Genomic DNA, 22,659 nt, shown 5'->3' with positions numbered 1-22,659 from the left:
TTTAAAAACATATTGAATACTACAGTCGTACTTCGAACTCACTTTGTGACCGAAAAGATGACAAAAAGTAAAGATTGTCATTCTATGGCTTGACCATAGAATCCAAAAACGATGAAGAAAATTTATAGTTTGACAATGGATACTACGGTCGGAGCCGTAGTATGACTAACGATTTTGGTAAACACCCACCACAAGAGGAAAAAATGCAACAAACCATAATAAAAATTCTCGTCAATGGTATAGTTCAAGGGGTTGGATTTCGCCCTTTTATCTATTGCCTTGCAAAAGATTTAGATTTGTGTGGCTCGGTGCAAAATACTCCTAATGGTGTTGAAATCCTTCTGCAATGTGATGAATCTACTACCGATAGTTTTATAACTAATATGCAAGCAAAACTGCCTCCGCTAGCTAGTATAGAAAATATTGAAAAGACAACTTACCAAACTAAAACTAAATTTACAGATTTCAGCATTCTAGAAACTCTACAAGGTAGCTCTACGACCAAAATTCCTGCTGACACAGCTATTTGTAACTTGTGCTTAGATGATATTTTCAACCCACAAAGTCGCTACTATCTATATCCATATACTAGCTGTACGCATTGTGGTCCTCGTTTTAGCACGATACAAAGCCTACCTTATGATAGAGATAAAACTACATATAAAGATTTTCCACTCTGTGATGGCTGTCACGATAGCTACACAAACCCATTAGATAGACATTATCATGCTCAAACCGTTGCATGCTCTAAATGTGGCCCAAAATTATCACACTCTTTTGCAGAGATATCCCAAGCTATCAAAGCTGGTGAAATTATCGCAATTAAAAGTCAAAATGGTTTTAAGTTAGTTGTAGATGCTACAAATACCAAAGCAGTCGAAGAACTCCGTAGAAGAAAACATCGCCCAAATAAACCATTTGCTTTAATGGCTTTAAATACCCAAAGCATACAAGAGCATTTTGCAGAAGTTACTACACAGCAAGACGAGCTTCTAAACACGACTATCAGACCTATCGTTTTACTTAAAAGACATTCTACTAGCAATATCAGCCCATCTATTGCACCACGCATAAATCAGCTTGGTTTTATGCTACCCTCAACAGGGACTGATTATATCCTTTTTTATCATCTACTAGACCAGCCTACTGGCTCTAGCTGGCTTAAAGAATCTCACAATTTAGCTTTGATAGTTACTAGTGCAAATATCTCTGGTGAAAGCATCATTGCTAATAATAATGAAGCTCACGAAAAGCTCAAAGATATAGCTGATCTTATAGTTACAGATAATCGTGATATTGCAATAAAAAGTGATGATAGTGTTTTTCATACTGTGATAGATAAAAATCTACCTATTAGAAGATCTCGAGGACTTGTACCGCAATCAATCCAACTATCAGAAACCCTACCAAATATACTAGCGACTGGTACATTTTTAAAGAATACTTTCTGTTTTATCAAAGATAATCAAGCCTTTGTATCACAACATATAGGCGATATGGATAGCCAAGCTAATATAAAGTTTTTTGAGCAGTCTCTAGAGCATTTCCAAAAAATGTTTGGACTTAAATTTGATGGTATTGCTTGTGATTTACATCCTGATATTTATACTACGCATTTTGCGCAAAACTTTAATCTACCAATTTATCAGATTCAGCATCACCAGGCCCACCTAGCAGCTGTAATAGCTGAGCATAATTTACAAGGTCACGCTATAGGTTTGGTACTAGATGGTTTTGGTTTAGGTGAGGATGGTTTAGCTAGAGGTGGCGAACTTTATGATTGTGATATTGATAATTTAGAGTTTAACCGAATTGGTGAGCTTGATCCTATCGAATATATCGGTGGTGATAAAGTTGCAAAAGAACCTTGGCGAATGGCTCTTGCAGTATGCCATAAATACGATCTTGAGATACCAAATCATCTCAAAAAATTTCCGCAAGCTGAAAGTCTAATCAAGCTTTTACAAAATGACTCTTTACCTAAAGGTAAAACTACTAGTATGGGTAGACTCTTTGATGCTGTTTCTAGCTTATTAAATATTTGCCACATCAACACTTACGAGGCTCAAGCAGCTATAGAATTAGAGTCTTTAGCTGATATTCCAAACATTCAATATGATACCAAATCAGTATCATTTAAAACTAATTTAAATTTAAAAAAACTACTAAAAAGCATAATAAAATGCGATAATATAAGTGTTGCTAGTAACTTATGGCACGGCACTTTGGCTTATGCTCTAGCGCAGTGGATTAGTAACTCAGCCCAACCTCGAAATATTAAGAATATAATACTAAGTGGCGGTTGTTTCCAAAATAAGCTACTACTAACAGAGACTTACCGTCAACTTAAAGAAATGGATTTCAATATTTATATGTCAGAGAAAGTTACTCTAAATGATGGTGGTGTAAGCCTTGGACAAGCTTGGCTTGGTGCCAAAAAATATAAAAAAGGTGAGTAAAATGTGCTTAGCAATACCCGCAGAAATTGTAGAAATCAGAGAAAATAATCAAGCAATTGTTAATGTTGGCGGTGTAAAAAAAAATATCTCTCTAGCACTACTAAGGGATGAAGTTCTTATAGGTGATTTTGTCATAATCCATGTTGGTTTTGCATTGAGTAAACTAGACAAAGAAATGGCTCATCAGACTCTAGAGGATCTAAAAAGTATAGTATAAAAGGGGTAATGTAATGGATTACATACAAGAATTTAGGGCCCCGAAAGTTGCAAAAAGTCTTTTACAACAAATCGCTAAAGAAGTTGACCCTAATAGACAATATAACCTAATGGAATTTTGTGGTGGGCATACACATGCACTACATCGTTATGGGATTCCTAGTCTTTTGCCTAACAATGTCAAAATGATACATGGTCCAGGGTGTCCAGTTTGTGTACTACCAATCAAGAGAGTCGATCAGGCAATATTTTTGGCATCACAAAAAGATGTCATATTCTGTAGCTATGCAGATATGATTCGCGTACCAGGATCTCATCAAGATAGTCTAATCAAAGCTAAAGCACGCGGTGCTGATGTACGGATGATCTACTCAGTAGAAGATGCTCTAAAACTTGCTGAAGAAAATCCTAATAAAAAGGTTATATTCTTTGCTATCGGGTTTGAGACAACTACTCCCCCAACTGCTGTGGCTATACAACTAGCTATTGCTAAGAAATTAAATAATTTTCTAGTATTTTGTAACCATGTACTTACACCTGTAGCTATGCAAGCAATATTATCTGAGGATGTTAAGATTGATGGCTTTTTAGGTCCATCTCATGTCAGTGTAATCATTGGTAGTAACGCTTATGATAAAGTAACCAAAGAATATCAAAAACCAATGGTTGTAGCAGGTTTCGAGCCTTTGGATGTACTACAATCTACACTAATGCTTATCAAGATGATTAACGCTGACAAAATAGGCGTAGAAAATCAATATACAAGGGCTGTAGTACCTGATGGCAACCAACTAGCACAAGATTTAATCTCTCAATATCTTACTATCAGAGATACCTTTGAATGGCGTGGACTTGGATATATCCCAAATAGTGCTTTAGAAATAAAAGATGAATATGCAAAGTTTGATGCTGAAAAGCATTATCAAATACCCGAAGTGCAAGGGCTAGAGCATAAGCAATGTGCTTGTCCTGATATTCTAAGAGGCTTAAAAGAGCCAAAAGACTGTAAATTATTTGGTGTAGTTTGTACTCCTGAGCAACCGATGGGAGCATGTATGGTTTCATCAGAAGGTGCTTGCGCTGCACATTATCAATACGGAGACTAGAGATGGCTGTGAAATTAAATATCAAAAATGGTGTTGTCGATCTAGCAATGGGAGCTGGTGGTAAGGCTATGCACCATTTAATCGAGCAGATGATTAAAAAAAGCTTTGATAGTCAATATCTAGCTCAAGCAGAAGACCAGGCTGTATTACCACAAATAAATGGCAAAATTGCCATGACTACAGATAGTTATGTTATTACTCCTTATTTCTTTAGAGGTGGTAATATCGGCAGTCTTGCAATTCATGGTACAGTTAATGATCTAGTAGTTGGTGGGGCTAAACCATTATATATATCTGTAGGACTTATTTTGGAAGAGGGTCTACCTCTTAGAGATTTAAAAATAATCCTCGACTCCATGGCAGAAGCTGCCAAAAAAGCTAATGTCCAAATCGTAACAGGCGATACTAAAGTTGTCGAGAAAGGTAAAGGTGATGGCATCTTTATCAATACAACTGGAGTTGGTGTAATTCGTAATGATTTTGTCACTAGAGATGCTCTTGAAGATGGTGATGAGATTATCATCAATGGCACTCTTGGAGATCATGGTGTAGCTGTAATGTCACAACGAGCAGGTCTAGATTTTGAATGTCAAATAGTGAGTGATGCAACATCTCTAGATGGTTTGGTACAGTCAATTTATGACAATAAATGTCAAATAAAAACAATGCGTGATCCTACTCGAGGCGGAGTTGGTGCAACCCTAAATGAATGGGCTAACCAATACAATATAGCTATCGAGATAGATGAGGCAAATCTTCCTGTCTCTAGAGAAGTTCAATCAGCATGTGAGCTTTTAGGTTTGGATCCATTATATATCGCCAATGAAGGCAAAATTTTAATCGCTTGTAAGCCTAGTCAGACTCAGAAGGTTTTCGACTGCTTAAGGGGTCATCCATTAGGAGAAAATGCCCAAGTGATAGCAACCGTAAGAAAAAGTGAGCAATCTCAAGTCTTTATGAAAACCACATTTGGTGGCAAAAGACGCGTAGATTGGTTAAGTGGTGAGCAATTACCAAGAATATGTTAAGGAGAGTAATATGAGTCAGTTTTATTTCTTAAAACATGATGATCTAGATAGAATGATTTCTTACTTCTCAGGGCAAGGCTATGAAGTTATGGCACCAGCAGTTAGAGATAAATCAATTGTTTATGACAATATAAACAATGCAAGTGAGCTTCCATGGGGTTATGTAGATATACAAGAGCCGGCAAAATATGAAGTCATCAAAACAGATGCCAAAAAAGCTTTTGGTTGGAGTGTACCAGTTCAGTCTGTTAAACCGATGCTTTTTGAGGAGAAAGAAACTCTCTGGAAAGTCTCTCGTGATGAGAGTGGCAAACTAACATTCAATCAAAGTTTAAATAATAAACAATATGCTGTACTAGGTGTTAGACCTTGCGATCTAAGAGCTATCGAGATTCAAGATAGAGTTTTTGTCGAAAACGCATATCAAGATGTCCGTTATAAGGCGCGTAGAGAAGCTATGTTTATCGTAGCCGCTAATTGTACTACAGCCCACAGTAACTGTTTTTGTATAGCTCTAGGTGATAAGCCTGAGGCTGATAAAGGTTTTGATCTAGCAATGACAGAGATTGATCATGGTTTTGTAATCGAGACAGGTAGTGACAAAGGTAGACAAACAATATTAGCTCTACAACTAGATCCTGCAACAGGTGCACAAACATACCAAGCTGAGCAAAAAGTAAAAGCTGTATATGCTATGCAAGAGAAAACTCTACCACCGATAGCTCAAGTAGAAAAAGCTCTAACAAGCTCTTATGACCATCCGCAATGGGATGATGTTGCAGCTCGTTGCCTATCTTGTGGTAGCTGTACTCAATCATGTCCTACCTGTTTCTGCCATACAGAAAAAGAAGAGCCAAGCTTAGACGGCAAAGAAAGTGAACATACTCGTGAATGGGATTCATGTTTTGGATTAGATCATAGTTATACTCATGGTGAGCTATACCGTGAAGAACCAAAACATAGATACCGCCAATGGCTAACACACAAGTTTGGTACTTGGAGAGAGCAGTTCAAAACTAAAGGTTGTGTTGGTTGTGGTCGTTGTATCACATGGTGCCCTGTAAAAATTGATGTTACAGAAGAAATTAACGCTATTTGTGAGGAGAAATAATTATGATATACCCACAAGATGCTTATTTACCGCATGAAGCAGAGATAGTTGAATTTATCAAAGATGCTGATGATATTTTTACCCTGCGTTTACGCTTTGTAGATGAAGAGTTACGTAAAAATTATAAATTCCATCCAGGTCAGTTTAATATGCTGTACTTATATGGTGTTGGTGAAGTTGCAATATCTATTGTTAATGATAGAAATTTTGCCGATGATATCTTTGAGCATACAATCCAAGTAGTTGGTCGTATAACTAAGGGCATGGACAAACTAAAAACTGGTGAAACTATAGGTGTTAGAGGTCCGTTTGGTAGCTCTTGGCCTGTAGAACAAGCTAAAGGTAAAGATGTTGTAATTATGACTGGCGGTCTTGGAAATGCTCCTCTAGTTGCTGCAACAGAAGAAATCCTAAAAGATAGAGATGCTTATGGCAAAGTCTATGTAGTACAAGGTATTCGCGATACTTCTGGACTTATCTATCAAGATAAATACACTCGTTGGAACAACCAACCAAATACACAAGTACTTTTAGCAGCTACAGCTGGTGAGCCTCATGGTCCATGGAAATGGTATGATGGTTTTGTAACTGCAGCAATTCCGGATCTTGATATTGATCACAAAAATACTGTGGTTATGACTGTTGGTCCTGAGATCATGATGAAAAATGTTGCTAAAGAGTTTGCTAAGGTTGGCGTACCAGAAGAGCAGATTTTTGTCAGCTTAGAGCGTAGCATGAAGTGTGCTATCGGACACTGCGGTCATTGCCAAATGGGCAAAGAGTTTGTCTGTAAAGATGGTGCCGTATATGCTTATCCAGCTGTTAAAAAACTATTAGAAATAAAAGGAGTATAGTTATGTCAGCTCAAGATAAATTAAAAAATTTAGCTCCTAGACCAAAAATTGCTGTGCATAAGTTCAGCTCATGTGATGGTTGCCAACTAGCTCTAATCAATGATGCTGTATCATTACTTACATTAGCTGAAATGGTTGATATTGTTCACTTTGCAGAAGCTGGTCCTCTAGATGAGTTTGCTGATGTTGATATTGCATTTATCGAAGGTAGTGTAAACACTCATCATGATATTCCACGCTTACAAAAAATTAGAGAAAAAGCAAAGTATGTAGTGGCTATCGGTGCTTGTGCCGTGGCTGGTGGTATTCAAGCTCTAAGAAACTATACAAATGCTGCCGAGCTCCTAGAATGGCAAAAAGCTGTATATCCTCAAGATACAGATGTGATTATCAAAGAAGATTTATCTACAGCAAAAGCTATCAAAGAGTATGTAAATGTAGATTTTGAAATCTCTGGTTGTCCTATAACTACGGAGCAAATACTCAAAGCTATCCGCCAGCTACTATTTGGTGTAGAGCCTGAGAAAGTTGTTGATCCAGTTTGTACAAGCTGTAAGCATGCTGGTGTTACTTGTGTAATGGTGGCAAAAGATGAGCCATGCTTGGGGCCTGTAACAGCAGATGGTTGCGGTGCAATCTGTCCAAAACTTGGGCGTGGTTGTTATGGTTGCTTTGGTGCATCAAAATATGCCAATCTAGATGCAATGACAACTAGATTAAAAGAACTTGGTTTATCAGACAAACAAATCCAAGATAAATATAGATTTATCAGTAGCCAAGATGAAGTATTTAAAAAGGCTGGAGTATAATTATGAGTAGAGAAACAGTTATTGAAGTGCCTATTTTAGCCCGTGTTGAAGGTGAAGGTGCTTTAGATTTAAGAATTAAAGATGGAAAAATAGATAAGTGTGAGCTAAGAATCTATGAGCCACCTCGTTATTTTGAAAAATTCCTCGAAGGTAGAGAACCAAATGCAATTATCGATGCTGTAGCTCGTATCTGCGGTATCTGCCCTCTAGCATATCAAGCAGGCTTCTCTAGAGCTTATGAGACTGCATTTAATATCACTAGAACTCAATGGATAGATGATATGCGTCTATTGATGTTTTTGGGTGAATGGATTGAGTCACATTATTTACATGTACATTTATTAGCGGCACCTGACTTCTTAGGTTATAGATCAGCTATCGAGATGGCAAAAGATTACCCTAAAGAAGTTGTCCGAGGTGTTAAATTACAGCACTTGGGTAATGATATACTTAAACTACTAGGCGGTAGATCTGTTCATCCTAATGGTATGAAAGTTGGAGGCTTCTACAAAGCTCCATTGGTAAAAGAAGTACATGCACTGATTCCTAAGCTAAAAGATGCCCTAAAAGAAGCTAAAGATGTGGTTGAGTGGGTATCTACACTATCATTCCCAGATACTACTATTCCGTTTAAGATGGTTAGCTTATCACATCCTACTGAATATCCTGTATTTGGTGATGATGTGATTACTAGTGATGGTGAGAAATTCCATATTAGTGAGTATGATGATCATTTCAGAGAGTTCCATGCTCCACAGTCTACAGCGCTACACTCTACAACTGTTGATGGTCAGCCAATACTTTTAGGTCCTCTGCCAAGAATCAACCTAAACTTTGATAAGCTACCTAAGCATATCCAAGAAATGGCACATGCTACTGGTGTTAAATGGCCAAGTAAAAACATGTTCCATTCTGTAGTTGCTAGAGCTATCGAAGGCTACTGGGCGATAGAAAGAGCGTTACAAGTATGTGAAAACTACTCATATACAGATACTCCATGTGTTGACTATACTGTCAAAGCTGCCGATGCTTGGGGTGCTGTAGAAGCTCCTCGTGGTATTCAGATAGATCATATCAAGGTTAATGATCAAGGTTTAGCTGAGAAAATAAGAATATCAGCACCTACATCACAAAACTTACCTTGTATTGAGGCTGATCTGCGTATAGCTTTAGAAAACTTTGGTTTAGATAAGCCAGAAGATGAGCTAAGACTACATGCTGAGATGGTTATTCGTAACTATGATCCTTGTATATCTTGTTCTGCACATTTCTTAACATTGAATATTGATAGAGATTAAACACAATCAATCATCCTATGACACATATTTTTTTAATTTAGCTATAAATTTCTAATTTAAGAAACAAAATTAGTTAAAATAAGTAGCGAAATATTAACTATGTTCATAATTTAAGGAACTAATATGAGAAAAAATATAACTATTTTCTCTGTACTAATCTTAGCGTTACTATTATTCCTAGCAACCCAAGATCTCAAAATGCTTAGCATGATTGGCATTGCCTTTATGCTAGGTCTTAGACATGGCTTTGATGCTGATCATATTGTAGCTATAGATAATGTAACTAGACAACTAATAACTCAAAATAGAGCGAGTTTCAAAACTGGTTTATTTTTTGCTTTAGGTCACTCTACAATAGTTTTTCTACTTACTCTACTTATAGTTATCGGCTTTAGTTTTGCAAGTATCGAGAAAACTAGTGCTTTGGATATTGGTGCATTTTTTGGAACTATTGTATCAGCTGTATTTTTGTTACTAACAGGGACTATGAGTCTTCTCTCTCTAAAGAAAATGCTCAAAAATAAAACTAGTATGGCTCACGATCATACATCAAATTCTGTATTGGCAAAACTTTTTAGACCTATAATCAAAGTTATAGATAGACCATATAAAATGTATTTTGTAGGCTTTCTATTTGGTTTAGGCTTTGATACCGCGACTGAGATAGCTCTATTGGGCATGGCTGCTGCTAATGTACTAGATGGTTTATCTATTTGGTATATTATGTTGCTACCTATCTCATTTGCTCTAGGGATGATTATAGTTGACTCTATAGATGCTGGATTAATGTCAAAAGTTCTAAGCTTTAACTCAAAAGAGCAGAGATTTTATCGTTATAACATTATAATACTATGTATTGTGATAGTAGCTGCTTATATCGTTGCTTTAGTTGAATTGTTAGGCTTATTAAATACAAATATAGCTACAATTAATCTAGTTACAGACTTTGTTGATGATTATTCATCTACTATTGGCTTAAGCTTAGTAGCTATTTTCTCTGTATTTTTTGTATTTAAGTTTGTAAATATATACTCAAAAAGAAAAATAAAATAATACCTTACCGGACAGCACAGCGTGCTATCCCTACAGAATTTTATTTATCATAAAAGGTAAAAAATGAAGCAAAAAACTCTAATTCTTGGTATAGGATCACCTTTTGCAGATGATCAATTTGGTTGGTTCGTAGCCGATAAACTAGCTGAAGTTGTAAGAGAAAAAAATATTCAAAATATCACTGTAGAAAGTGCTGATAGACCAGGTTTAAATCTACTAACATTTCTAGATAAAGGATATGTCAAAATTATCCTAATAGATGCCGTATATGCAAAAGTTACACCAGGTACAGAGTTTTATTTCAAAGCAAAAGACATACTTAGCTTTGGTGGTTTTCTATCCTCACATAGCGTTGGAGTCGCGCCATCTTTAGCATTAGCTGATGCTATAGGGATGGATATTAGCAATGTTGAGTTTTATGGTGTAGAGGGTCAAAGAATCTTTGAAAAAGATGAAATACTCTCTGATGTTGTAAAAGGTGCTATAGAGTCAATGTCTAAAAATATTATAAGTAAACTAGATCTATAGTTTAGTAAACTTATAACTAAGAGCTAATATAAATTCATATAATTACTTCTGTAATAGCTTCTCAGCAACATAAGGTGCAAAATACGTAAATATCCCACATGCACCAGCACGCTTAAACACTAGCAGAGACTCTAAAATAACTTTCTCATCTAACTCACCACAATCAACAGATTTTTTAAGCATATTATATTCGCCACTTACCTGATAAACAAAAGTTGGAAGTCTAAACTCTGACGATACTCTATAAACTATATCTAGATATGGCATACCAGGCTTGACCATAACACTATCAGCGCCTTCTGATATATCCATAGCCACTTCTCTAAGTGCTTCATCAGAGTTTGCTGGATCCATTTGATAGCCACGCTTATCGCGAAATTTTAATATTTTATCATTACCTGTTAGGTTAGTAGTACCTATAGCATCCCTAAATGGTCCATAAAATCCTGAAGCATACTTAGCTGCGTATGACATAATCTGCGTATCAACTAACCCCTCGTCTTCTAATGCTTGACGAATCATTCCAATACGCCCATCCATCATATCAGAAGGCGCAACGATATCACATCCTGCCTGCGCTTGAACTAGTGCTTGCTGTACTAGTACATCTACAGTCTGGTCATTCAATACCCTATGTTTATCGTCTAAAATCCCATCATGTCCGTGATCTGTGAAAGGATCTAAAGCTACATCACATATAATTCCGATATTCTTATTTTCATCTTTTGCAGCTTTTATAGCTCGACAAACAATATTTGATGGATTTACAGCCTCTGATGCTTGAGAGTCTTTCTTATGACTACTTATATTTGGAAAAAGTGCTATTGCTGGGATTCCTAACTCAGTTGCTTTTCTGACAATAGCTGGAACACTTTTTAGGCTATAACGAAATACTCCTGGCATAGACTCAATAGGAATATCTCCTTCATCATCACGGTCATGTATAAATACCGGCCAAATTAAATCACTTGGCGAAAGAGTATTTTCTGCAATTAACTTTCTTGACCATTCAGCCTGTCTAGTTCGACGAAGTCTGGTTTTTGGATAACTCTCAAATGACATATTATAATAATCCCTTAAGGTTTTTAACTTTAAATATTTATCTGAGCAAATTCTAACTTGTGTTAACAACACGTTATATGAAATAGATTATCAAACTTTTGATAAAAAAGAGTTTAGATAAATATTGTCAGAATAAACTCTGAGGTGATTATAATTTATTTTTTATAAAATTGTTATCTTTGATACAAAAATACATCAGGACTCTGTAGTAGCTGATAACAAAGAATCAAATAACTTTTGTATTGCCTCAGCAGGAATATTACGAGTTATAAAAACTAATCTAGTACGATGATCATTATCTGGCCATTCATCGAGCCATCTAACAGGATGAAAAAGATGTTGTACTCCGTGTATAACCACAGGCACCTCCTCTCCCACTATATTTATAATACCCTTAACTCGAAGCAAGTTTGGTCCTGATATAGCTGAAACTAGCTCTAGAAACAAATTAAATGCCATCAAACTAATAGGAGTATCACTAGTCATTGAAAAAGCTTGTATTTCACTACTATGGCGATTTATATTATGATGGTCGTGGTCATGGTCATGGTCGTGGTCGTGGTCGTGGTCGTGGTCGTGGTCGTGGTCGTGGTCGTGGTCGTGGTCGTGGTCGTGGTCGTGGTCGTGGTTATGATGCTGATCAAACTCTTCGATTGCAAGCCACTTTAAAATTTCTTCAGATTTACTATCTGAATCATAAGTATTTAAACCTATTATTGCTGATATTACAGCACCTTTATCTGCACCATCTATTATTTGAGTTGATGGATTTATTGACCTTAATACACTTATTAGATTTTCTTGTGTTTTTTTGTCAGCTATATCTGTCTTAGAAATAACAATTCGTTCAGCCATTGCGGCTTGTTTAAGAGCTTCTTGATGTATATCTAAAGTTGAAACCCCATTAACCGCATCAACAATAGTAATCACCCCTGCTAACTTATAATTTTGATGAAGCTCGAATGATCTCATTAATGTATGGATTATAGGTGCTGGATCTGCCAAACCTGTAGTTTCTATTACAACTCTATCGAACTCTTTCGTATCTTTGTTTGACAGTTTATTTGCTAAATTAAGTAATGTTTGAGTCAAATCTGCTCTAATAGTACAGCAGATACAGCCATTTTGGAGTTCAACGATATCTTCATCACTATGTTCAACTAAAGCATGATCTAGTCCAACTTCACCAAACTCATTAATTATTATAGCTGTTCTTGACATTCCTTCTTGTCTAAGAAGCTTAGATAAGAAAGTAGTCTTTCCACTACCTAGAAAACCTGTGATTACGATCACAGGAATAAGTTTTTGAGGAGCCATATCTTGCATTACTAATACCTAACCTTTATTGATTTTGTATCTAGACAATATAAATCTTATCAAATACTATTAAATGTTATAATATAACATATTAAGAGTTTTAAGTTAAATCTTCTTGTGTACTGAAGCTATGGTAAAATCTATTGGAAAAAACAGATCTCAATCAAAAGATAAATTAGTACTATCAGATATATACGATGATAATATTAATATCTCTATATGGCAGAGAAATATTAGTGAAAACTTAGCTATAGCTGCTAAAAATTACATTAGAGAAAGTAGCAGTACTCATACTCTACCTATAATAGTCAAACCCTTAGATGTCAAAGAACAACTAACTAAGCAGCTACCAAACTTTCCTCTGCGAAATTATTTAATTGAAGATATAACAGAGATCATCGATATGTTTTGTTATCTTTTTGATTTAGAACAAGCCGGTCTAAGATTAGCTATTATTGATAAAGCTATGTGCCCTCGTTTTCATATTGATCATGTACCATGTAGACTTGTAACAACTTATTCAGGTACAGGAAGCGAATGGTTATATAATGAAGAAGTTGATAGAAACTTACTAGGTAAGGTCGATAATCCTTTCTTGAATAAAAATACAAATATTCAAAAACTTAATACTGGAGATATTGCATTACTTAAAGGGGAATCTTGGATAGGCAACTCAGGCTCAGGTATAGTTCATAGATCACCAAATATTGTAGATGGAGAAAGAAGGTTACTATTAACTTTAGACTTTGCCTAAAGTAATTTGGAAACTATAGCCCCCAACTATAAGTTTTAAATATACTCCTTTTTAGTAATCTAACTTTTCACCACTTATCAGATCAGTAGGTAGTTTGACAGTCATATAAATTGCTCCACCTAATGCAAAGCCTATTGCTGCAAATGGAGCTACAAAAGCATTAACTATATCGTTATCACCTGAATGATATTCTCCATTATAGAGAATATCTTGTGTCTTTGAAGCCCCTTTGAATAAACCAAAAAAAGAACCAATTGGTGCAGTTGCCAATAAGGCTACATCTGTAACTGGTGTAACTACAAATTCATCCAAAAAACCTTTACTCTCTGCTTTTGAAGGATTAGAAGGAGCATTTATCGGATCATTACTAATACCAGTATCAGCAAAACTATAGTTTAGTAGGAAGAGAAAAAAGCATATACAAAGTAATATTTTTTTTATCATAAACCTCTCCAGCGAAGCTATTTATTAAAGAAAAATAATTAAGATTTTACTTTAATATCATTTAGATAAATAGCTGATTAGATAAATATTAATCAACCGAAATTCGTTTATATTTAATCTTAGTAATAGCATCATATTTATCGCCAAGACGGCGTTTTTTGTCTTCGATATAAGCATCGTAGTTACCTTCAAACCAAACTACTTCACTATTACCCTCAAAAGCAAGCATATGAGTCGCAATACGGTTTAGGAACCATCTATCATGCGAGATAACCATAATACAACCCGGGAAGGCTAGTATAGCTTCCTCAAGTGCTCTTAAAGTCTCGACATCAAGATCATTTGTCGGTTCATCTAGTAGAATAACATTGCCACCACTTCTAAGTAGCTTCGCAAGATGGACACGGTTTCTCTCTCCACCTGATAGCTGAGAAATATATTTCTGCTGATCTGCACCTTTGAAGTTAAATCTACCTACATATTGGCGTGATGGAATAGTGAATTTACCAACTGTAATTACATCTAGACCATCTGCAATTTCTTCCCAAACAGTTTTGTTATCATCTAGAGCATCACGAGACTGATCTACATAAGCTAAATTTACAGTTTCACCGATATTTATCTCACCAGAATCAGGAGTTTCTTTACCAGTTAGCATCTTAAAGAATGTAGATTTACCAGCACCATTGGCTCCAATAATACCAACAATCGAACCTGGATACACATCCATTTCAAGACCATCTACAAGAAGCTTATCATCAAATGATTTAACAAGATCTTTGACTTTGATGACATTGTTACCTAGTCTTTCTCCAGGTGGAATATATAGCTCTTGAGTTTCATTACGCTTTTGGAACTCTTGTGAGCTTAACTCATCGAATTTTGCTAATCTAGCTTTTGATTTAGCTTGGCGACCTTTGGCATTTTGACGTACCCACTCTAACTCTTCTTTAAGCGCTTTTTGATGTGAAGATTCACGTTTCTCTTCCATCTCTAGACGTTTTTGCTTTTGCTCAAGCCATTGTGAATAGTTACCTTTAAATGGTATACCTTCTCCTCTATCAAGCTCAAGAATCCACTCAGCAACATTATCTAAGAAATATCTATCATGAGTAATAGCTACAACTGTACCTTTATATTCTGCCAAGAATTTCTCTAACCATGCTACAGATTCAGCATCTAAATGGTTAGTAGGCTCATCTAGAAGTAGGATATCAGGAGCAGATAATAGAAGTTTACATAAAGCAACACGACGAGCTTCACCACCAGATAGCTTAGTAACATCAGCATCCCAAGGTGGAAGGCGAAGAGCTTCTGCAGCAACCTCTAGCTTACGATCAATCTCCCAAGCTCCAGCGGCATCTATAGCATTTTGTAAATTACCTTGCTCTTCTAGAAGTTTAGCCATTTCATCATCTGACATTGGCTCACAAAACTTCATACTAATTTCATCAAACCTAGTAATCATATCTTTTAAATGACTTAATGCTTCTTCAACATTACCTCTTACATCTTTTGTTTCATCAAGCTTCGGTTCTTGTGGTAGATAACCAATTTTGACACCTTTACGTGGAGCTGCTTCACCAACAATCTCAGTATCAAGACCAGCCATAATTCTAAGTAGTGTTGATTTACCAGAACCATTAAGACCTAATACACCAATCTTTGCGCCATCAAAGAATGATAGTGAAATATCTTTAAGGATATATTTGTTAGGTGGCACAACTTTGCCGACCCTATGCATTGAGTATATATATTTTTCAGCCATGCAAATTATTTTTGAAAATTTTAGATAAACAGATTATAGCAGATGATTAAAATAGTTTCTTTTATAAAGCAAAAATGACTTATTTTTTTGTTTTTTACAAAACCATATTCACTATAGTTTAGTTATTTTCATGATATTATCTTACGAACAATTTGATCTAATTATTGCATATTAGGTTCCTTTTTTAAAACTTTGAAATTAGAGATAAAAAATGAAAGACTTACAACTAAAAACTATTTTTCTTTGTTCTTTAGGCATGGTTCTAGAATATTTTGATTTTATAATATATCTGAGCTTTTCTGAAGTGATTGGAGCTCATTTACTTCATAGTTCTAACTCCCAAATTATCATACTTTTAATATTTGCTTTAGGTTTTGTTACAAGACCTATTGGCGGTATTATTTTTGGACAAATTGGTGATAGAGTTGGACGCAAAAAAGTATTGGTAGCTGCTGTACTTTTGATGACAATTGGCACATTAGGTATTGGTCTTATTCCTGATGCTTCAGTCATAGGAATATATGCTGGTTTACTATTACTTACTTTTCGTATTATGCAAGGTCTTTCTGCTGGTGGAGAGGTCAATAGTGCATTTACATACCTAAACGAAACTATCATTACTGACAAAATATATCCTATCGCAGCAATAATGATCTCTGCAGCTATAGGTGTAATGCTTGCTAAGCTACTAACGATAATACTTAATTTTATTTTCCCTGAAAACTATGCATGGAGAATTGCTTTTATACTTGGTTCCACACTAGGAATTGTTACTTTCTATATAAGAAAAGAGCTACATGAAAGTCCTCTTTTTACCCAATTATTACAAACTAATCAACTGACAAAAAATCCAATTATTGAGCTATTCAAACATTACAAAATGCCGTTATTAGGTTGTTTTTTGATGACTGCTAATGTTATGTCTTGTATTACATTGTTCTATTATGCTTTACCAAGCTATTTAACAAATCTATCTAGTTATAGCTCTAACAGTATGCTCAAGATTAGCATTATAGGCTTACTGATGATGTGTTTATTTGGCTTACTATCAGCATTACTAATAAAGAAAGATCGCATTCCAAAATTGGATAATTGGTTCTTACTTTTCTCTTCAATATTATCTATCTGGTTATGCTATGCTTTTATTCATAGCTCACATTATATGGTTGCGTATTTAGTCTATAGTATTTTATTTAGTGCTTATATTATGATTGCTCAATTTAGATGTATTAATGCACTACCTGTCAAAGTAAGATTAGTTGGTATGGGAATTGGTTATGGTTTAGGTTCTGCTGTTTTTGTTGGATTTATGCCTCTTATAACACAATCTCTTATTCTAGAGTACCACTCACTTTATGTACCTGCTTTTATTGCTATTATTACAGCAGTATTATCTTTAGTAGGTTCTCTTATTCTAAATAAAAATAGCTAAATTTTATATTCTTCTTTATTTTTCATATCCAATATATTCGACTGAATTATTAGCTACTTCAAACTTAAATATTACTAGTCTAAACCTAAACAGAAACATGCCCTCAGTGATATTATCTTCTTTGACTCTTCTAATAATCTCTTCTTCTAGAGATTCATTTGTGTATCTACATAAATCAAAAATACTTGTAAAATCAGTATATAATTTTTCAAAGTTTATAGTTTTCATTATTCTTTGTAATGTAAAATAAATCTATACAACCAAATATACATTACGGTAAAAGTTATCTCTATTAATAATTCTACTAAAAATAGTTTTTCTAATCCCCCAGGTAGCCCCATGCGCAAAGGAGGAAGTAGAGATTTTTTAAGATTTATTTTTTCTTCTATGTTTAAAAAGCATAAAGAAAGTTTTCCTAAAGACCATGTTTTAGAAAAACAACAAGCTTTAGAGCTGTTAGATAAATCAAATGATTATAGTATTACTTGGTTAGGGCATGCTGCTTTTTTGATTAAGCTTAATGAATATTTTATTGTTACAGATCCTTTTTTAAGTAAAAATGCTGGGCCTGGATTTTTAGGACCAAAACGAGAAATATTTTCTCCTTTAGATTTAAGTGAGCTTCCAAAAATTGATATGCTTATTATTAGTCATAATCATTATGATCATTTAGACTCAAAAGTTATAAAGAACTTTCCAAATAAAGAAAATATCAAAGTAATAGTACCACTAGGGCTTAGTAGTTTCTTTATCAAAAGAGGGTTTAAAAATGTAACAGAAATGAACTGGTGGCAAGAGATTAATATAAATAATATTACTATAGGCTGTTTACCATGCGTTCATTTTTCTGGGAGGGGTTTATTTGATAGAAATAAAACTCTATGGGCCAGTTTCTCAATCAAAGATAAATACAAGAAAATATGGTTCTCAGGTGATACTGCTTATGGCGATGTATTTAAAGAAATTGGTAAAAAAGAAAAGTATTTTGATCTAGCTTTGATAGGTATAGGAGCATATGAACCTCGTGATTTTATGTGTTCTGTACATGCTACTCCGGAAGAAGCAATTCAAATAGCCAAAGATATCAAAGCGACCAAAACCATAGGCATGCACTGGGGAACTATCAGACTTACACCAGAGCCTTTTTTTGAGCCACCTAAAAGATTCAAACAAGCAGCTATAAATCAAAAATATGGCGATGATAATGCTTTGATTTTAAAAATTGGTGAAACTATAAATTTAGAAATCTAATAGAGTTGATTAGAAACTAATTAGCATTCGAGTACAACTAATCGCAATAATAAACATAAGAATCCCCCTAACTCGTTCTACCCACTGCCAAACAACTAATTTTTGGATAAATTTTCTTAGTAAAAGCCAATTACAACAAATCAATGATTATTTTGATATATAAAACATATTGTATATTACGCTGATTGAATACTATTACTCCTAATTTTAAATAGATTATTTCTTTTATAAAAAATCCTAAGTCCCATGATAAAACTAATAACTGATAATACACTTATAATACTTAGCATAAAACCAATCGATGGATTCATACTTGATGCAATAATACTTATCAAGAAAATCCCACACATTTGCATAGATCCATAAAAAGCACTAGCTACTCCTTTCATATTATCAAATAAACTCAAAAGATTTGCTGCTGAAATTGGTATTACTATTCCACAAGCTAAGAAAAAAATAGCAAGAATAAATAAAAGATCAAATAGTCCTAATAGATTTAATAAATCTAAAATTATCAATATATTAGATGATAAGAACATGAGAAATAATCCAAACAGTATAACCCTATTTTTATCCATATACTTAAGCAATATCATTGATGTCAAAAAACGTGAAACAATTATCATCATTAATAAAAGTGTTGAGATCATACCAAAAGCTACTGATGTTAAATGATAATCCTTGATTAATATAAATGATCCTATTACATCAAACGAAATTCCTCCTGATAAACCAGTAATAATAAAAAGTAGATAAATCCAAAATTTCTTATTTTTTGCAACAATTAGATAGTTATTGACTAAATGACTAATATTCATTGCTTTAGGATTTTTATCTTTATTAGTTTCTGGTAATAAAAAAAGTACAGCAATAAATAAACTAACTGCAAAAATAAACATAAAAATAAAATTGCTCTGCCAACCAAAATGAAACTGTAAAAAACCTCCAATAACTGGAGAAATAGCTGGGGCTACGGCAAAAAATATACTCATCCAAGATACTGCTTTTAAAAAGTGTTCTTTTCTAAAAGAGTCCTGAACCAGTGTTCTAGCCAAAGTGATTAAAGCTCCTGCACCGAGACCCTGTATAGCTCTACTAAAAATTAGAAATATAATAGAATGAGATAGAATACATAATATTGAACCTAAAGCAAAGATTATAGATCCTATTAAGATTAAAGGTTTCCTACCGTATTTATCTGATGCTGGTCCATAGATAAGCTGAGATATAGCCATTGTTACAAAAAAACTTGAAACTGTCATTCTAGATAATGATGAACTTGTATCAAAATAATCTGTAATTGCTGGAAGAGAAGGTGTAAACATCATCGCACCAAAGAAATAACCACAACCTAAAGCTATTGTAAAAATTGTTAGCATTACAACACCTAAAGGTTTTTTTCTGACTAAAATCATAGGAAGAGTCTCTTTTCTTAAATTATTGAACACTTGATCAATAATATTATCACCTAATGATCGATCGTTCAATAGAATTTAAAACATACTATCTGCTATAATTTCTAAAAACTTATGAAACTCTTAAAATTAATGGAATCTAAAACTCATAAAACTGCTAAAAAAATTATTAAATCTGCAAAAGTGTTATTTCTTGAAAATGGTTTTAATGGCACATCTATTAGAGATATTGCTAAAAAAGCTAATGTACAAAGCTCTCTTATATATCATTATTTTTCTAATAAGACTGACTTATGGAAAGCTGTTAAAGAATCTTTAATAAATTCTGAAACATTTTCTGATATCAAAGACTGTATAAAGGAAGATACATTTGAAGAGTTCTTAAAAAAGCTAGTCAAAGCAAGGTTTAATATTCATACAAAAAATCCTGATATACTAAAAATGTTAGACTGGCAGCGCTTAGAAAAAAACTCTTCTTTATCAGGTATCAAAAATCAACAAAAATTCGCATCATTTGATCAACTTGAAGAAAAAATAAAAGATTTTCAAAATAATGGACAACTATCCAAAGATTTTTCTGCTAAATATGTCCTTCTATTTATATCATCTGCAACATTAACTCCATTTATACGCTCTTATGAGTTAGATAAAGATATATTAGAAGAAAATGACTTTATTAAAACAACCACTACGCTTTTATTAAAAGCATTCAAATAATTATAAAACTAAATATTTCTCGCAAAAACAATAAGTGTTAATCCCAAAATATAAGTTATAAACATTAGTACTATCAACTTATTTGTGCCTTTTGGTGCTTTGGCAAATTCTTTCCAAATAAATACACCCCAGAATGCCGCTATCATTGTTGCACCTTGACCCAAACCATACGAGATAGAAGGTCCAGCAATACCAGAAGCTATAAAGTTAAGACAAGATCCAATCCCCCAAATCACACCTCCTAATATACCAATAGTATGCAACCATGGCGTACCTTGAGAGAAATAGTCTTTAAACTTAAGTTTCTTGCCTGAAATAGGAAATTTAATCATCCAACCATTGATTACAAAGTTAGATACAAATATCCCTACAGCAAATATAAAACTTGCTGTATATGGTGTCATTAAGCCAGCTTGAGGAGTTACAAAATCATTTGAGATTGATTTAATAACCAATGGATAGAAAAAGCCCATTAAAATACCTGAAATAATAGAAACTATAAATCCTTTAAGCATATTTTTGCTTTTATTATCAGAAATACGCTTATATATGACAGCATCAATAATAATTGCTGCAAGTACGCTCAAAACTCCTAAAAACAAGACTACAGGCTGACCTAAAGGTGTTGCTATATAGTTTGTAATCACACCTATGACTAAAGCCAAACCAATAGCTAAAGGAAAAGCTACAGACATCCCCGCAATATCAATAGCAGCTACAAGTAGTATATTAGCTAAGTTAAAAACCACACCGCCCATAAAAGCATAAATAAAACTCTCAGATGACGCTTGAGAAATATCACTAAAGAATGATCTACCTTCTGTACCAAAACTTCCCATAGTTATAGCTAAGACAAAAGATACTATCAAAATCCCTAAAGCATAATCCCAATAATACTGTTGAAAAGGCCACTCTTTTGTCGAGAGCTTTTGTGTATTTGCCCAAGAACCCCAACATAGCATCGTAATTATGCAAAAAAATACCGCAACACCGTACGAGTGTAGTACAACCATTTTAAATCTCCATATATTATATTTTTTGTTCTAAATAAGTATTCAATTTCTCTAAAGTAGGTGCTGAATCTTCTGCTCCCTCTATAGTTACTGCTAGAGCTGCTGCTGTATTAGCTATCTCGATTGATTGTTCTATAGATAATCCTTTGTCTAGACAAAATGCCAAAACACCATTAAAAGTATCTCCTGCAGCTGTAGTGTCTACCACATCTACTTTTTTGGTAGCAAATAATTTTTGTTCTTGGCCATTATTTTTTGATAATAAAGCGCCTTGTTCGCCCAAAGTTATTATAACTGTATATACACCCTTATTATGCAGCTCTTTTGCTGCCTGCTTAGCTGTATTTACGTCTTTGACCTCTATACCTGACAAAATAGATGCCTCAGTCTCATTTGGCGTTAAAATATCTACCTTTTTGAGTAGCTCTTGAGGTAGCTCTCTAGCTGGGGCAGGGTTTAATATAAAAGTTTGTTTATCAGAGATCTTGTCTGCTAAATACTCAATAGTTTCCAAAGGAATTTCTAGTTGGGTTAATATGATTTTTGCTTGTTGGATTTTTTGGTTATGTTTATCCAAAATTTGCTGATCTAACTTGGCATTAGCACCCATTACTACATTAATAATATTTTGACCTTGGTTATCAACACAAATAAAAGCTAAACCTGTATTACTACCAGAATCTTGATTAATAGTTGAACTGTCTAAACCTTCTTTTTTATAAAACTCTAAAAGCCTATCACCAAAACTATCTTTACCAAGATTTGTGATAAAAGTTACATTTTCTCCAAGCCTTCTTGCAGCTACAGCTTGATTAGCTCCTTTACCACCACAAAACTCTTCATAATTTTGACTTATTATCGTTTGACCTTTTTGTGCAAGTTGGTCAACTTTTACAACTAAATCCCTGTTAGCACTTCCTATAACAACTACTGACATATTGATTTCTATATTTTTTATGAGTAAGTTATTATAAGGCTTTATCGATTATAGCTCTATAAAATACACGGTAATAATTATTATAGA

The 22,659-nt window shown here is 34.1% G+C and carries 22 protein-coding genes; 14 read left to right on the top strand and 8 right to left on the bottom strand.

Features of this window, described 5'->3' with window-relative positions:
- Positions 1–161: 161 nt before the first annotated feature.
- The 10 genes from hypF (at position 162) to F0R75_RS08980 (ending at position 10,462) form a co-directional block, all read left to right on the top strand.
- The gene (gene hypF / locus F0R75_RS09025) at positions 162–2,459 is read left to right on the top strand and encodes a carbamoyltransferase HypF (RefSeq protein WP_246145950.1); all 2,298 of its coding nucleotides are present in this window, start codon (positions 162–164) and stop codon (positions 2,457–2,459) included.
- A 1-nt stretch (position 2,460) separates the two neighbouring features.
- Positions 2,461–2,676 (top strand): HypC/HybG/HupF family hydrogenase formation chaperone, encoded by a 216-nt coding sequence (locus F0R75_RS09020; protein WP_149368958.1) that lies wholly within the window; start codon positions 2,461–2,463, stop codon positions 2,674–2,676.
- Positions 2,677–2,689: 13 nt separating this feature from the next.
- A complete protein-coding gene (hypD, locus tag F0R75_RS09015; protein WP_149368959.1) occupies positions 2,690–3,781 on the top strand; it encodes a hydrogenase formation protein HypD in 1,092 nt (363 codons plus the stop codon).
- Between the two features lie 2 nt (positions 3,782–3,783).
- A complete protein-coding gene (gene hypE, locus F0R75_RS09010) occupies positions 3,784–4,809 on the top strand; it encodes a hydrogenase expression/formation protein HypE (RefSeq protein WP_149368960.1) in 1,026 nt (341 codons plus the stop codon).
- A gap of 10 nt (positions 4,810–4,819) precedes the next feature.
- Positions 4,820–5,920 carry a 4Fe-4S dicluster domain-containing protein gene (locus F0R75_RS09005; protein WP_149368961.1) on the top strand — a complete coding sequence of 367 codons (1,101 nt, stop codon included), beginning with the start codon at positions 4,820–4,822 and terminating at the stop codon, positions 5,918–5,920.
- A gap of 2 nt (positions 5,921–5,922) precedes the next feature.
- Positions 5,923–6,774 carry an FAD/NAD(P)-binding protein gene (locus tag F0R75_RS09000; protein WP_149368962.1) on the top strand — a complete coding sequence of 284 codons (852 nt, stop codon included), beginning with the start codon at positions 5,923–5,925 and terminating at the stop codon, positions 6,772–6,774.
- Positions 6,775–6,776: 2 nt separating this feature from the next.
- The gene (locus F0R75_RS08995) at positions 6,777–7,583 is read left to right on the top strand and encodes an NADH-quinone oxidoreductase subunit B family protein (protein WP_013923701.1); all 807 of its coding nucleotides are present in this window, start codon (positions 6,777–6,779) and stop codon (positions 7,581–7,583) included.
- Between the two features lie 2 nt (positions 7,584–7,585).
- The gene (locus F0R75_RS08990) at positions 7,586–8,881 is read left to right on the top strand and encodes a Ni/Fe hydrogenase subunit alpha (RefSeq protein ID WP_149368963.1); all 1,296 of its coding nucleotides are present in this window, start codon (positions 7,586–7,588) and stop codon (positions 8,879–8,881) included.
- Between the two features lie 123 nt (positions 8,882–9,004).
- The gene (locus tag F0R75_RS08985) at positions 9,005–9,934 is read left to right on the top strand and encodes a HoxN/HupN/NixA family nickel/cobalt transporter (protein WP_149368964.1); all 930 of its coding nucleotides are present in this window, start codon (positions 9,005–9,007) and stop codon (positions 9,932–9,934) included.
- Between the two features lie 63 nt (positions 9,935–9,997).
- Entirely contained in the window at positions 9,998–10,462 is a 465-nt protein-coding gene (locus tag F0R75_RS08980; protein ID WP_149368965.1) for a hydrogenase maturation protease, read from the top strand.
- Positions 10,463–10,504: 42 nt separating this feature from the next.
- Here F0R75_RS08980 and hemB read toward each other — a convergent pair whose 3' ends face one another.
- Positions 10,505–11,524: a porphobilinogen synthase gene (hemB, locus tag F0R75_RS08975; protein ID WP_149368966.1), complete on the bottom strand. Its 1,020-nt coding sequence runs from the start codon at positions 11,522–11,524 to the stop codon at positions 10,505–10,507.
- 195 nt (positions 11,525–11,719) lie between these two features.
- Entirely contained in the window at positions 11,720–12,841 is a 1,122-nt protein-coding gene (locus tag F0R75_RS08970; protein ID WP_223144629.1) for a CobW family GTP-binding protein, read from the bottom strand.
- Positions 12,842–12,971: 130 nt separating this feature from the next.
- Between F0R75_RS08970 and F0R75_RS08965 the strand changes: the two genes are divergently transcribed.
- The gene (locus tag F0R75_RS08965; RefSeq protein ID WP_149368968.1) at positions 12,972–13,595 is read left to right on the top strand and encodes a DUF1826 domain-containing protein; all 624 of its coding nucleotides are present in this window, start codon (positions 12,972–12,974) and stop codon (positions 13,593–13,595) included.
- Positions 13,596–13,646: 51 nt separating this feature from the next.
- On the opposite strand, the gene F0R75_RS08960 is transcribed toward F0R75_RS08965, so the two are convergent.
- Both F0R75_RS08960 and ettA read right to left on the bottom strand, forming a co-directional pair.
- Complete coding sequence (locus F0R75_RS08960) at positions 13,647–14,039, bottom strand: hypothetical protein (RefSeq protein ID WP_149368969.1); 393 nt, start codon at positions 14,037–14,039, stop codon at positions 13,647–13,649.
- 88 nt (positions 14,040–14,127) lie between these two features.
- Positions 14,128–15,807 (bottom strand): energy-dependent translational throttle protein EttA, encoded by a 1,680-nt coding sequence (gene ettA / locus F0R75_RS08955; RefSeq protein WP_149368970.1) that lies wholly within the window; start codon positions 15,805–15,807, stop codon positions 14,128–14,130.
- Positions 15,808–16,018: 211 nt separating this feature from the next.
- Between ettA and F0R75_RS08950 the strand changes: the two genes are divergently transcribed.
- On the top strand, positions 16,019–17,239 hold the full coding sequence (locus F0R75_RS08950) for an MFS transporter (protein WP_149368971.1): 1,221 nt from the start codon (positions 16,019–16,021) through the stop codon (positions 17,237–17,239).
- Positions 17,240–17,254: 15 nt separating this feature from the next.
- Here the strand turns inward: F0R75_RS08950 and F0R75_RS08945 are convergent, their stop codons facing one another.
- Positions 17,255–17,467 (bottom strand): hypothetical protein, encoded by a 213-nt coding sequence (locus F0R75_RS08945; protein WP_149368972.1) that lies wholly within the window; start codon positions 17,465–17,467, stop codon positions 17,255–17,257.
- A 111-nt stretch (positions 17,468–17,578) separates the two neighbouring features.
- Here F0R75_RS08945 and F0R75_RS08940 point away from each other — a divergent pair, with 111 nt between their 5' ends.
- Positions 17,579–18,490: an MBL fold metallo-hydrolase gene (locus tag F0R75_RS08940; RefSeq protein WP_149368973.1), complete on the top strand. Its 912-nt coding sequence runs from the start codon at positions 17,579–17,581 to the stop codon at positions 18,488–18,490.
- A gap of 176 nt (positions 18,491–18,666) precedes the next feature.
- On the opposite strand, the gene F0R75_RS08930 is transcribed toward F0R75_RS08940, so the two are convergent.
- Positions 18,667–19,905 carry a multidrug effflux MFS transporter gene (locus tag F0R75_RS08930; protein ID WP_149368974.1) on the bottom strand — a complete coding sequence of 413 codons (1,239 nt, stop codon included), beginning with the start codon at positions 19,903–19,905 and terminating at the stop codon, positions 18,667–18,669.
- A gap of 114 nt (positions 19,906–20,019) precedes the next feature.
- On the opposite strand from F0R75_RS08930, the gene F0R75_RS08925 reads away from it, so the two are divergent.
- Complete coding sequence (locus F0R75_RS08925; protein ID WP_080775371.1) at positions 20,020–20,622, top strand: TetR/AcrR family transcriptional regulator; 603 nt, start codon at positions 20,020–20,022, stop codon at positions 20,620–20,622.
- Positions 20,623–20,630: 8 nt separating this feature from the next.
- On the opposite strand, the gene F0R75_RS08920 is transcribed toward F0R75_RS08925, so the two are convergent.
- Positions 20,631–21,635 carry a GRP family sugar transporter gene (locus F0R75_RS08920; protein WP_149368976.1) on the bottom strand — a complete coding sequence of 335 codons (1,005 nt, stop codon included), beginning with the start codon at positions 21,633–21,635 and terminating at the stop codon, positions 20,631–20,633.
- Between the two features lie 16 nt (positions 21,636–21,651).
- Positions 21,652–22,572 (bottom strand): ribokinase, encoded by a 921-nt coding sequence (gene rbsK, locus F0R75_RS08915; RefSeq protein WP_149368977.1) that lies wholly within the window; start codon positions 22,570–22,572, stop codon positions 21,652–21,654.
- Between the last annotated feature and the right edge of the window lie 87 nt (positions 22,573–22,659).

Source organism: Francisella marina (genome assembly GCF_008369785.1).
In the GTDB taxonomy this organism is placed as follows: domain Bacteria; phylum Pseudomonadota; class Gammaproteobacteria; order Francisellales; family Francisellaceae; genus Francisella; species Francisella salimarina.
The sequence above is the reverse complement of the archived record's forward strand: the minus strand, read 5'-3'. Positions and strand labels throughout refer to the sequence as shown.